Here is a 12,916-nt window from a genome sequence, read left to right as displayed (position 1 = left end):
GCAAGAGCAGCAGAAAGCCGACAGTTCCACAGATGCGATGCGAAAACTTCCAGGGAATAACAGGATGATGCCAGATCTCATCCCCAAATCATTGTAAGATCCCGCCCAGTTTCTGGATGAGAATGCTTAATTTTAAGCAGCAGAAAAATAAACATGTATGGCTATTAATAAACCCTTTAATTTAAATAAGTGGATTGAGCAGAACAGGGATCTTTTAAAACCTCCTGTTGGAAATAAAAACGTCTATAAAGAGTCTGAAGATTATATAATCATGGTAGTGGGAGGACCCAATGCTAGAAAAGATTACCACTATAATGAAACTGAAGAATTATTCTATCAGCTCGAAGGCCATATAAAGGTCCACGTCCAGGAAAACGGGGAGAAGAAAACCATGGAGCTGGGACCGGGAGATATGTATCTACACCCGGGTAAAGTACCCCATTCTCCTGTAAGAGGTGAAGGTTCCATAGGGATAGTAGTAGAACGAAAAAGAGTTGGAGAACAGGGAGAGGATGGCCTGTTGTGGTTTTGTGATAATTGTAACAACAAATTATATGAGGTCTATTTCCCTTTAAACAATATTGAAGAGGATTTTTTGAAACACTTCAAGCATTTTTACCAGAGCAAGGAGCTAAGGACTTGCGATAAGTGTGGAAAATTAATGGAGGCAGATGAAAAATTCGTTGCTCCTGTCCCCGGCGTAAATACAAGCCGTGAATCTTAATCAAAATTGAAAAAACATTTAAAATAAAGAAAAAATTAATGAGTGATATTGCAGAAAAATTTGGCATAAAACAAGCGTTAAAAGATCTTGGTATTGAAGAAATTAATGATGGAACCTCTACCGGAAATAGCTTTTTTAGCAGTGGAGAAATAATAGAATCTTATTCTCCTGTAGACGGAGCATTAGTTGGAAAAGTTCGTGCGACTACAGCTGAGGATTTTGAAAAGGTGATGCAGGCAGCTACTGAAGGTTTTAAAACCTGGAGACAAATGCCTTCTCCCCAAAGAGGAGAAATAGTAAGAAAATTTAATGATGAACTGCGAAGGCTGAAAGAGCCGTTGGGGAAACTTGTTTCATATGAAATGGGCAAGTCTTACCAGGAAGGTTTGGGGGAAGTACAGGAAATGATAGATATCTGTGATTTTGCAGTTGGGTTATCAAGACAATTACATGGCCTTACAATGCATTCGGAAAGACCTGGTCACAGGATGTATGAACAGTACCACCCGCTGGGAGTAGTAGGAATTATTTCTGCATTTAATTTTCCTGTAGCAGTCTGGTCCTGGAACACGGCTCTTGCATGGGTGTGTGGAGATGCCTGTGTTTGGAAAGGATCTGAAAAAACCCCTGTAACTTCTGTTGCCTGTCAAAAAATAGCCGCCCGGGTGTTTGCTGAAAATAATGTGCCGGAAGGAATTTCCTGTCTCATAACCGGAGATTATAAGGTTGGCGAAATGATGACAACAGATACGCGTATTCCACTTATATCGGCTACTAGTTCTACCAGAATGGGAAAGATAGTGGCAGGAAAAGTGGGTGAAAGACTTGGGAAATCCTTACTGGAATTAGGAGGTAATAATGCAATTATTGTGACTCCCGATGCAGATATAAAAATGACTGTAATTGGGGCTGTGTTTGGGGCAGTTGGTACTGCAGGACAAAGATGTACTTCTACCCGTAGATTAATTATCCACGAATCAATTTATGATAAGGTAAAAGAGGCCGTGGTTACAGCTTACAAGCAACTGAGAATCGGCAATCCTCTTGATGAAAAAAATCATGTAGGTCCATTAATTGATAAAGATGCAGTAAAAAATTATCAAAATGCCCTGAAGAAGGTAGTAGAAGAGGGAGGAAAAGTAATAGTAGAAGGTGGAGTCTTAGAAGGTGAAGGCTTTGAAAGCGGTTGCTATGTAAAACTGGCAATTGCTGAAGCTGAAAATCATTTTGAAATTGTACAGCACGAAACTTTTGCACTTAGTTCTTTACCTGCTGAAATATTCGGGTGACCTCGAAAATGCTCTGGAACTTCAGAATGGAGTGAAACAGGGATTATCTTCGGCTATAATGACCAATAATCTCCGGGAAGCAGAGAGATTCTTATCTGTAGCAGGATCAGATTGTGGTATTGCCAATGTGAATATAGGAACAAGTGGAGCTGAGATTGGTGGCGCCTTTGGGGGTGAGAAAGAAACAGGTGGAGGACGTGAATCAGGGTCCGATGCGTGGAAAGTCTATATGAGAAGACAAACAAACACAATTAATTATACTACCGAGTTGCCCCTGGCACAAGGGATAAAATTTGATTTATAGGAGAAGTTTCCCTTCGCCCATCCTAAAGGGGAGGTGATGAATACTTCTTATATTTACATCAACCTAAACAGGCATAGATTTACTTAAGCAGACTTGTTTAGGTTTTTTTGTTCTATAGTCATCCGATAAATTCTAAACAAAATTGGCATGACAATGGAGCAGCTTTTAGACAGCTTAATTTTAGACAGTAATAATTTCAGCATCAGTTAAAAGATCTTCCTGTCTCATTCTCAGAACTACCTGAGCTATAGCCACGACATCCCGTTCGCAATAACTTACAATCCTGCCCAACTGCCTGTCGATGTAATATACATTTCTCACGTCAGTTCCATCAATATCTTCTTTAGGAGAAGGAATATTAAGGACATTAGTTAATAATTTAAGGGAGGTGTAGTGTTTATAATCTCCAAATTTCCATAGCTCCATAGTATCCAGATGAGGGACTTCCCAGGGTTTTCGTCCAAACATATCTAGTTTTACGGGAAGAGGGAGATTGTGGATTAACAGCCTTCTTGCTATGTACGGGAAATCAAATTCTTTTCCATTGTGGGCGCACAATAAGTGATGAGGTTTGTAAAAATGAGCTTCTACCAAATGAGAAAAATCCCTGAGAAGTTTTTCTTCGGTTCCCTGGAAGGTAGTAACTCTAAAAGTTCTTTTGTCATCTTTCTTTTTAAAATATCCTACAGAGATGCAGATGATCTTTCCAAATTCTGCCCAGATGCCAGCCTTGTCATAAAATTCTTCGGCAGTAAAATCTTCTTTGCGCTGGTAGTGGGTTTTCTCCTCCCAAAGCTTCTTCTTCTCTTCAGGTAAATTTTGAAAATGCTTTTCTTCCGGGACTGTTTCTATGTCCAGAAATAGTATATGTTCAAGATTGATCTTGCTCAGCATCTTTCAGCATTTTATAGGTTTCATCAATATAATTAAAAAAGTCCGGGGAATGGTCCTCTTCGGGTTTTCTCTTTTTCAAATTATGTCCAAGGCGCACAATTATAAGATCATCTTCAGGAATAACAATTACGTATTGGCCCAATACTCCCCGCATATAAAAAATCTCTTTATCTCTGTAATTACTCAACCAGAAACCATATCCATATTCCGGGGAATCTTCAAAGCGTGGATGGATTGCCTTTTGTACAAAAGCAGAATCAAGTAACTGCTTCCCATCCCAGTTTCCGTTATGTTTAAAAAGTTTTCCTAAGCGGGCAAAATCACGGGCATTGGAAGCAATACAACAATAAGCTTTTTCGAGTCCGCTTTCCTCACTGTCCAATTGCCACAGCGCATCATTTCTCATACCCATAGGTTTCCAGAAACTTTCACTGAGGTATTGAGAAAGCGTTTTTCCTGTTGCTTTTTCCAGGATCATTCCCAACATTAAAGTATTACCGCTTAGGTATTTAAATTCCTGTCCGGGCTCCCGGGTAATTTCCAAATCTAATACCACTTCTCGTATATCATCATCAAAATAGGCCCTGGCAGTTTGAGCAAAGGGATTGTAATAATCTTCATTCCAGTTAAGACCCGAGGACATTGAACTTAGATCTCCTACAGTTAAGGGTGATTCATAAGAGGACCGAAACTGGGGAAGGAAATCGGAAACCTAGCTGCTCCAGGCTTTTTACATAACCATCCTGGATTGCTTTTCCAAGAAGTGCAGTTGTAATAGATTTCGCCATGGAAAACGAATTGGTAAGGCTGTTTTTTCCGTAACCTTCTGCATAATTTTCATACCAGATACTGTCATTTTTTATGATGAGAAAGGCTACAGTACCTAATTCGTTGTTAATGCTCTTTAAATCTTCTGTGGCCGTAGCAGTATTGTATTCGGAGTGAAGTGGCCATGCTTGATGCTTTTCTCCTGCTTCTATTTTTCTGTTGTCAAATTCAGGATAATCATCTATATAAGCAGTAGTGTGGCCTTTAAGGTATACAACCTGTAGTCCCCGAAGAATGTAATCGTAATCAAAAGCAAACAGGAAAATCACGAATAGAATAAAGATGGAGAGAACTATACTTAGGAATTTCGCGACTTTTCTCATAGAAATAGAATCTTCAAATCTTTATTTTATATTCGAAAGGGTTTAAAAAAGAGTCTGTTGTGTTGTAGGATTTTCTATGTTCCAAAAGCCATTTTTTTCGCCACAACCCTCCGGCATAGCCTAGAAGAGAGCCATCAGTACCAATAACCCGGTGGCAGGGAACTACGATCCAAAGAGGATTTTTCCCATTGGCAGCGGCAACAGCTCTAATTGCTTTTATGTCACCAATTTTTTTTGAAAGCTGAAGGTAGGAGCAGGTAGTTCCAAAAGGAATTTCCTGTAGAGCGAGCCATATTTTCTTTTGAAAATCAGTGCCTGAAGGATTAAGCTTTAGTGAAAAATGTTTCCGTTCCCCGGCAAAATATTCTTTGAATTGGAGAACAGCTTGCTCCAGTTCTACAGGAGTTTCTTGATTTTCGGAAACAACTTCACCTTCCCGCACCTGAATTTTTGAAATTCCGAAGGAATCTCCCTCAATTTCTACTAAACCCAGGGGCGAATTAAAGCTGGTTTTCAGAAGATTGCTTACAATCTTTTTCATCTTTTAATAAACCCAGCCGTTTTGCACGCTTTTCCCAGTTTTGCCGTGCTAATACCTGCATATCTTCCACGTTATCGCTTTCATCCATGATCTCAAGACCAAGTAAGGTTTCAATTATATCTTCCATAGTCACAAGCCCTACAGTATTTCCATATTGGTCAACCACAATAGCTATATGAGCTCGCTTTTGTACAAAGGTTTCAAATAGTTCAGGAATGGGTTTATTCGAATCTATAATTAGAATATCCCGGCGGAGAGTACTAAGGGGTTGCGGTCCTTTATTCTCTATCATTTCCTCCAGCACTTCATCTTTTAAGATAAATCCTGTAATGTCATTAGAATTTTTTGTGTACACCGGGATCCTTGAAAATTTCAGGTTCTTATGTGTTTGGTGAAATTCTTCAATAGATGTATTTTCATCTTCAGTAACTGCAACAGAAAAAGGGGTCATAATATCCTTTGCCTCTACAGATTTAAACACCAGTAAATTTTTAATAACAGTAGTTTCGCTTTCTTCGAAAACTCCTTCCTCTTCAGCGGTATGAGTAAGTGCCAGGAATTCTTCTTTACTCATTGTTCCCACGTGAGCAGATTTTCCTATAGCTTTTGTGGTAAGTAACATAAGCCAGAGAATTCCAGTATACTTTAATGGAAATATGAGGATTCTAAGAGTTTTAGCTGTAAAGTTACCCAGGGACTGCCAATAAGTGGCACCAATTGTTTTCGGAATTATTTCTGAAAGAACAAGGATGGCCAGGGTCATAACTGCGGAAACTATTCCCACCTGATTTCCACTGTCGCCAAAAGCTTTTTCAGCCTGAACACCCACCATTATAGCACCTACAGTGTGAGCTATTGTGTTGACGGTCAAAATAGCAATTAGAGGTTTGTCCACATCCTGTTTTAATTGAGACAACGTCTCCGCATAAGGTTTTCCCTCCCTGATTTTCATTTTTATAAAAGTGGGAGTAAAGCTTAAAAATGCAGCTTCCAGAATTGAACACAGGAATGAGAAAAAGATGGAGAGAAAGGCGTATAAAATTAGTAGTCCCATGAAAATATTTTGTGGAACACTAAATTAAGTAATATAAATGGAAATAATCCCAAAGAAGTGGTAAAGCCTTTATGAAGAAAGCCGCAGAAATATTAACTTCAGCGGCCTTTCTAGGGCTTTAAAATTATTTAAGTTGCTTCTAAGAAATTAATTTTACGGCATCTTTTGCAAAGTAACTCGCGATCATATTTGCTCCGGCGCGTTTTATTGCCATAAGCTGTTCAAGTACAACGGCATCATGATTTAACCATCCTTTTTCAGCAGCTGCTTTTATCATTGCATATTCCCCGCTTACCTGGTAAACAGCAACAGGCACATTTACCGTATTCTTAATATCCCTCACGATGTCCAGGTAGCAAAGTCCCGGTTTTACCATAACAATATCTGCTCCTTCTTCAATATCCATAAGTGTTTCCTTTATCGCTTCATCACGATTGGCAGGATCCATTTGATAAGTCTTCTTATCTCCAAAACCCGGAGCAGAATCCAAAGCATCACGAAAAGGTCCGTAAAAGGCAGATGCATATTTCGCACTGTAGCTCATTATCCCGGTGTCATAGAAACCTTCATCTTCCAATAGGCTGCGGATTTCAAAGATCCTACCATCCATCATATCGCTGGGAGCTACAAAATCGGCTCCCGCTTTGGCATGAGATAAAGACATTTCAGCCAGTATTGCTGTAGTGTCGTCATTGAGGATCTTTCCATCTGCAACAACTCCGTCGTGTCCATAGGAAGAATATGGATCCAGGGCAACGTCTGTCATTACCAGCATTTCCGGAACTGCATTTTTTACAGTTTTCACAGCTCTTTGCATTAATCCTTCCGGATTTATAGCCTCAGTTCCTGCATTATCCTTTAATTCATTTGGAACCTTCACAAACAGAAGAACCGATTTTAATCCAAGGTTCCAAAGTTCCTTTACTTCTTTCTCCAGTAAGTCAAGGCTGTAACGAAAATAATTTGGCATTGAAGAAATCTCTTCCTTTACATTTTTTCCTTCTACCACAAATATTGGTACCAGGAAATCATTTGGAGTAACAGCTGTTTCCCTCACCAGCGAACGTATTGCTTCTCCTGTTCTTAATCTTCTGTTTCTTCTTAATGGGTACATAATCTTATTTTAAAAATTTAGGTTTTAGATTCCTCTGCTTTAAACCCAATCTCTTGGATTTTCCAAAACCTTTAATAATTTTATTTCTTCGCTGCCCGGCTGCGGGTGATGATCGTAAACCCATTGCACATGCGGGGGAAGGCTCATCAAAATACTTTCTATTCTTCCATTTGTTTTTAATCCGAAAAGGGTGCCTTTGTCGTGAACCAGGTTAAATTCTACATATCGGCCACGCCTTATTTCCTGCCAGTCACGCTGTTCCCTGGAGTATTCCAGATTTTTTCTCTTTTCTACTATTGGAACGTAGGCTTCCAAAAAACTATCTCCAACTTCAGTCACAAAGTTGTACCAGTTTTCTATAGTTGTTTCTTCTGTAGGCTTACAATAATCAAAAAATAATCCCCCAATCCCTCGCGCCTCATTTCGGTGCGTGTTCCAAAAATATTCGTCACATTGCTTTTTATATTTCTGATAAAATTCTGCATTATGGTTATTACAGGCTCTTTGACATATACTATGGAAGTGTATGGCATCCTGTTCAAAAAGATAGTACGGAGTTAGATCCTGCCCGCCGCCAAACCATTGATCAATGGTATTTCCATTTTTGTCATACATTTCGAAATATCTCCAGTTGGCATGTACTGTTGGCACCATAGGATTTTTAGGATGTAAAACCAAGCTTAAACCACAGGCAAAGAAATCTACATCCCCTACATTAAAGTATTTTTGCATAGCAGGGGCCAGTTCTCCATGAACAGCAGATATATTTACGCCGCCTTTTTCAAAGACATCACCATTTTCTATCACACGGGTTCTTCCACCACCGCCATCATGTCGTTCCCATAGATCTTCTTTAAAAATGGCTTTTCCATCTATTGCTTCTAAAGTGGATGTGATTTTATCTTGTAAATTTTCGATATACTTGTAAAATTTCTCTTTCATTTATTCAAGATCTTTAGCCATTTTAATTTTCTGCATTAAAATAAATGAGAAGATTTTTGCTCTCCTGCTGTGCTAATTGATAAACTGCTCCTGCACGCTCTGCCAGAAAAGATATATTTTCTTCCTCTTCAACCTCTGCTGTTTTAAGTAGAAGATCCCCAAACTGTTCATATTGATTAAACTCCAGGTTTGCCTCTTTTATTCGAAGGCAAAATTCTTCATTAGAAATTGTTTCTATCTCACCAAGAGCCAGATCTAAAATTTCTTTCAATTTTTTACTTACCTGTTGTTTCTGCTGACTTTCCCAAAGCTCGGGTACAAAAGGCATTTCTAAAAGTCTGTTAAAAACTTCGCTCACCTTTTCTTTCTCTTCGTCTCTTAAACCTTTACTTAGCATCGTATAAAATTTTAGCGTTCAAAAATTTCAGTTTTCGGTGAATATTAGTTTAGAACCAGCTTCTTTTACTTGTTTTATATTTTCGACCTTTTCTGCAGTTTCCATCATTTGCATGAGATGGGAAATAACGTCAAAATTAATTTCCGAAAATTTTCTGAACAGATCCCGACCTATTCTATTATTGTGAAGATCCATTTGATTACAAAGCTCGTCATTCGGCAAAAGTTCTTCGTGTAAATCGGTTATAGTTTTTGCCCAGACAGCTGATTTTTCAGAAGAACCTGCGGTTTTTAAACATCTCTGGCATAATTTAAAATTCCAGAGCGCGTGGCGAAATGCGTTAGTCCTGTTGTTGCTATGATGTTGATAACCGAAAAGGTTATTACAAAGAACAATTGTTTCCTTTGTGGTTTTATAGGAGGGAATAAGGTAACGAGGTTTTAGAAGAAAAATTCCCGACAGCCTGAACAATTGCCGAAAACTAAGGCTTCTAAGCCCGGACCCGATCGCCATTTATCGGGGCTTGAGTATTCCTTCACTGCGTCAACAAAGGCTCTGGCGTTTTCTACAGGAATGTCGGGTAAAATTCCGTGGCCAAGGTTTACTATGTAACGATCCTTACCAAACTCATCTATCATTTGATGCACCATTTTTCTTATTTCTGAAGGTGGAGAATACAACCTGGCAGGATCAAAATTCCCCTGTAGAGTAATGTCCCCTCCAGTTAAGTATCGTGCATTTCTTGCAGAACAAGTCCAGTCTACTCCTAATGCCGAAGCTCCAGATTGTGCCATTTCCCGGTAGGCAAACCAGCAGCCTTTCCCAAAAGCAATTACAGGAATGTCATCTTTTAATGCATCAATGATCTGCTGAATATATTGCCACGAGAATATGTGATAATCTGTAGGGGAAAGCATTCCGCCCCAGGAATCAAAAACCTGTACAGCGTCTACTCCGGCAGCTACTTTTGCTTTTAAATATGCTATAGTGGTATCTGTTATTTTCTGAAGAAGTTCGTGAGCTGCTTTAGGATTTGTAAAACAGAATTTCTTAGCGATGTCAAAATTTTTAGAACCCTGTCCCTGTACAGCGTAACATAAAATTGTCCACGGAGATCCCGCAAAGCCAATTAAAGGAACCTCATCATTAAGTTCTTTCTTCGTCATTTTAATTGCTTCCAGAACATAACCTAATGTTTCATCAACATTGGGAACAATAACTTTTTCTACATCATTTGAGGTACGTACAGGATTAGGAAGAAAAGGGCCCAGTCCCGGCTTCATTAAAACTTCAATATTCATTGCCTGTGGCACTACCAGAATATCGCTGAATAAAATAGCTGCATCAGGTCCTACCTGGTGAATTGGCATTACGGTAATTTCGGTTGCCAGTTCAGGAGTGCGACAACGGGTGAAGAAGTCGTATTTATCCTTCAATTTCATGAAATCCGGCAAATATCTTCCGGCCTGGCGCATCATCCAAACTAGTGGACGTTCTACAGTTTCTCCTTTTAATGCTTTTAGGAATAGATCATTTTTTATCATATCATATATTTTCAACCTTACCGCCTAAAGCAGTTTTTCCGAAGAATTTTGCGGCCTGAACAATTACGTTTTCAACGGTAGGTTTGGTAGCTATTAAAATACTTTTTGTGTGTTTTTCTGCTTCTGAAGCTGTGGTGTTTCCTATACAGATTGCGGTAGTATTTTTAAGTTCACTTGAAAAACAAAAACTTTCAACTCCGCTGGGGCTGAAAAATAGTACGGCCTCAAATTTCTGCTGAAATTTCTGCAGATTTAGAGAAGTTGAATATACTTCTACTTCCTTAAGATCCACCTGATGATCCTTCAGGATGAGAGGAAGTTCATCCCTTCTTATACTTCCGCAGAGATAGGTAAAAGAGCTTTTGCTGTAATTAGAGATAATAATGTGGGCAAGATCTACCCCGTAGTTAGCCATTTCAGAAATTCCAAACCCTCTGCTTTCTAACAATTCTGACGTTTTTTCTCCCACGCAAAAGAATTTCACGTCGGTAAGCTCATCAGGAGATTTTTTCTTTAGAAGAGCCTTGACTGCATTTTTACTGGTAATGATGAGGTTATCTCCGGGATTTATTTCTGCAGTAAAATTCAAAATATCTATTATTATAGCATCATATTCTACAAATCCCAGACCGCTGTTTAGCAAAAGTTGCTTTTGGGAAGGAGTTAATTTCTTTGTAGAAAGTACAGTAGACATAATTTTATTTTGTCACTTTTCGGAAATCCTTCATTAGATCCACACCACCATTTTTCAGGACTTCCTCGGCACATTTTTTACCAAAGGAATCAAGGTATTTCACCTCAATATTTTTCTGCACTTCAATTTTCTGCTTTCCGTCCAGGCTGAATAAGGCTCCGGAAAAATGTACGGTTTGGTCTTCAATGGTGGCTAAAGCACCAATTGGTGCAGTACAACCACCTTCGAGAAACTTAAGAAATTCCCGCTCTATATGAACGCAGATCCCGGTTTCTTTATGATTTAAAGCTGCAAGCGTTTCCCGGCAGTATTCATCTTCTTCTTTTGCGACAACCAGCATCGCGCCCTGTGCAGCAGCAAGCAACATCCAGCCTAAGGGTAAATTATCTTCAGGTTTTAGGTTTAAACGCTCCAGTCCTGCCGCGGCAAAAATAGCACCGTTCCAATTACTGTCTTTCAGCTTTTTCATCCTGGTGTTTACATTTCCGCGGAGATCCACAACGCTATGCCCCGGGTATCTATTTAACCACTGAGCTTTACGGCGCAGACTTCCTGTAGCAATGATTCCCTCTTCAGAATCTAAGAAATCAAGACCTTTATGAAGTAATATATCCGTGGTATTTGCTCTTTTAATTACCGCTGCTTCTACAATACCTTTAGGAAGAGAAGTAGGTACATCTTTCATGGAATGCACGGCAATATCAATATTGCTTAAGTGAGCATGGCAATATCAAGGGTTTTGGTAAAAATACCCGTTATTCCCATTTCATACAGCGGTTGGTCCAGGTTAAGATCACCTTCAGATTTTACTAAGCACGAGCTCAGCCTGGTGGCCTAATTTTTCAAGGGCGGTTTTAACAGTATTTGCCTGCCAAAGAGCAAGCTCGCTATCCCGTGTACCAATTTTTATTACCCTGTTCATTAATGAGTTTCTTCCAGCTGAAAAACCTTCTGGATAAGTTCCAGGCTTTCATCTGTTGTATTAGAATCATCTTTAAGGTGGTTGGCAAAATGATTCATGATTTTTTGAATGATCCTGTTGCTCACGATCTCTGCCTGCTCATCATTAAAGTTCGCGATTTTCTTTCTTTGAAAATCCAGCTCGGCATCCTTCATCGTCTTTAGCTTCTTTTTTAAAGCTTTTATAGTAGGAGCAAATTTTCTGGTTTCAAGCCACTTGGTAAATTCACCTTCTACTTCTGCAATGATCTCCTGTGCTTGTGGGATGGATTGCTTCCTGCGTTCAAGAGTTTCATCTGTCATTTGGGCAAGATGATCTAAATGCAATAGCTTAACATTTTTAAGCTCAGTTACATCATCTGCAACGTTCTTGGGTATAGAAAGATCCAGAATTAGAAGATCTTTTTTTGCGTAGATCAATTCTTTTGTAATTGTGGGATTTTGAGCGCTTAGTGGCAACGATGAGAATATCGGCCTGTCGGATTTCTTCCTGCAAATCGGTATAATCCTTTACTCTTAAATTAAACTTACTAAGCAATCTTTTCAGCTTTATCCTTGGTCCTGTTTATAAGGGTAATGTGAGTGTTTTTTGTGTGCTTCACAAGATTTTCACAGGTATTGCGGCCAATCTTACTAGTACCAAAAAGCAAAATGTTCTTTGCTGAAACATTTTCTACTTCCTTTAATATATACTGAACAGAAGCAAAACTTACTGAGGTTGCTCCTGAAGAAATTTGAGTCTCGTTCTTTATACGTTTACTTGCCTGGATCACTGCATTTACAAGTCTTTCAAGAAAAGGATTAGCGATATCGTGAGCTTTTGATTTTTGAAAGCCGTTCTTTAATTGGCTAATTATTTCAAAATCTCCAAGGATCTGGCTATCTAAACCCGTACCAACGCGGAACAGATGAGATATAGCTTCTTTATTCTTATATACGTAGGCTACCTTTTCAAATTCTTCTACAGTGCCATGGGTGTGCTCACAAAGTAATTTTATAAGCTGAAATGGGTGTTGTGCAAATCCGTATAATTCGGTACGATTACAGGTAGACGTTACCAGCAAACCTTCAATACCTTCAGCTTTTGCCTGTTCCAGTACATTTGTCTTTGCTTCTTCTGTAAGCGAGAAATGTCCACGTGTAACTGCATCGGCTTTCTTATAGCTTAGGCCAATGCTGTAAAAATGTTTTCCTCTTGAAATATGATTTTCCATGAACAGATTTAGGAATTCTTTGGCAAAAGTAAGACATTGATAAATTAAAAAACAACGCTGTAAGTACTAAATGTGTCGTTTCCTGATAATTATC

The 12,916-nt window shown here is 39.0% G+C and carries 10 protein-coding genes and 4 pseudogenes; 2 read left to right on the top strand and 12 right to left on the bottom strand.

What is annotated here, in order from left to right; translation table 11 throughout:
• The first annotated feature begins 157 nt into the window (after positions 1-157).
• A complete protein-coding gene (locus LZ575_RS13855; protein WP_235325073.1) occupies positions 158-724 on the top strand; it encodes a 3-hydroxyanthranilate 3,4-dioxygenase in 567 nt (188 codons plus the stop codon).
• 38 nt (positions 725-762) lie between these two features.
• Positions 763-2,317 (top strand): annotated as a pseudogene (locus tag LZ575_RS13850) (aldehyde dehydrogenase family protein).
• A gap of 180 nt (positions 2,318-2,497) precedes the next feature.
• On the opposite strand, the gene LZ575_RS13845 reads toward LZ575_RS13850, so the two are convergent.
• From LZ575_RS13845 to hemA, 12 genes and pseudogenes are all read right to left on the bottom strand, one after another.
• On the bottom strand, positions 2,498-3,211 hold the full coding sequence (locus tag LZ575_RS13845) for a 3'-5' exonuclease (RefSeq protein WP_235325072.1): 714 nt from the start codon (positions 3,209-3,211) through the stop codon (positions 2,498-2,500).
• Positions 3,189-4,362: pseudogene (locus LZ575_RS13840) on the bottom strand (serine hydrolase domain-containing protein). Before LZ575_RS13840 ends, LZ575_RS13845 begins: the two are co-directional and overlap by 23 nt.
• Before the next feature lie 13 nt (positions 4,363-4,375).
• Positions 4,376-4,903, bottom strand: coding sequence for a methylated-DNA--[protein]-cysteine S-methyltransferase (locus tag LZ575_RS13835; protein ID WP_311195802.1), 528 nt, complete (start codon positions 4,901-4,903; stop codon positions 4,376-4,378).
• Positions 4,863-5,957: a CNNM domain-containing protein gene (locus LZ575_RS13830; protein WP_235325071.1), complete on the bottom strand. Its 1,095-nt coding sequence runs from the start codon at positions 5,955-5,957 to the stop codon at positions 4,863-4,865. Before LZ575_RS13830 ends, LZ575_RS13835 begins: the two co-directional genes overlap by 41 nt.
• Positions 5,958-6,096: 139 nt before the next feature.
• On the bottom strand, positions 6,097-7,071 hold the full coding sequence (hemB, locus tag LZ575_RS13825) for a porphobilinogen synthase (protein WP_235325070.1): 975 nt from the start codon (positions 7,069-7,071) through the stop codon (positions 6,097-6,099).
• Between the two features lie 39 nt (positions 7,072-7,110).
• Positions 7,111-8,013 carry an oxygen-dependent coproporphyrinogen oxidase gene (gene hemF, locus LZ575_RS13820; RefSeq protein ID WP_235325069.1) on the bottom strand — a complete coding sequence of 301 codons (903 nt, stop codon included), beginning with the start codon at positions 8,011-8,013 and terminating at the stop codon, positions 7,111-7,113.
• Between the two features lie 22 nt (positions 8,014-8,035).
• Positions 8,036-8,410: a hypothetical protein gene (locus LZ575_RS13815; protein WP_235325068.1), complete on the bottom strand. Its 375-nt coding sequence runs from the start codon at positions 8,408-8,410 to the stop codon at positions 8,036-8,038.
• Between the two features lie 27 nt (positions 8,411-8,437).
• Complete coding sequence (locus LZ575_RS13810; RefSeq protein ID WP_235325067.1) at positions 8,438-8,881, bottom strand: DUF6973 domain-containing protein; 444 nt, start codon at positions 8,879-8,881, stop codon at positions 8,438-8,440.
• Entirely contained in the window at positions 8,851-9,954 is a 1,104-nt protein-coding gene (gene hemE, locus LZ575_RS13805; protein WP_235325066.1) for a uroporphyrinogen decarboxylase, read from the bottom strand. The genes LZ575_RS13810 and hemE overlap by 31 nt, the downstream gene beginning before the upstream one ends.
• A 1-nt stretch (position 9,955) precedes the next feature.
• A complete protein-coding gene (locus tag LZ575_RS13800) occupies positions 9,956-10,648 on the bottom strand; it encodes a uroporphyrinogen-III synthase (RefSeq protein ID WP_235325065.1) in 693 nt (230 codons plus the stop codon).
• A 4-nt stretch (positions 10,649-10,652) separates the two neighbouring features.
• Positions 10,653-11,570, bottom strand: a pseudogene (gene hemC, locus LZ575_RS13795) (hydroxymethylbilane synthase).
• Positions 11,570-12,822 (bottom strand): annotated as a pseudogene (gene hemA, locus LZ575_RS13790) (glutamyl-tRNA reductase). The pseudogenes hemC and hemA overlap by 1 nt, the downstream one beginning before the upstream one ends.
• Positions 12,823-12,916 lie beyond the last annotated feature (94 nt).

The sequence above is a fragment of the Antarcticibacterium sp. 1MA-6-2 genome (assembly GCF_021535135.1).
Taxonomy (GTDB): domain Bacteria; phylum Bacteroidota; class Bacteroidia; order Flavobacteriales; family Flavobacteriaceae; genus Gillisia.
This window is presented reverse-complemented; position numbering and strand designations above follow the sequence as displayed.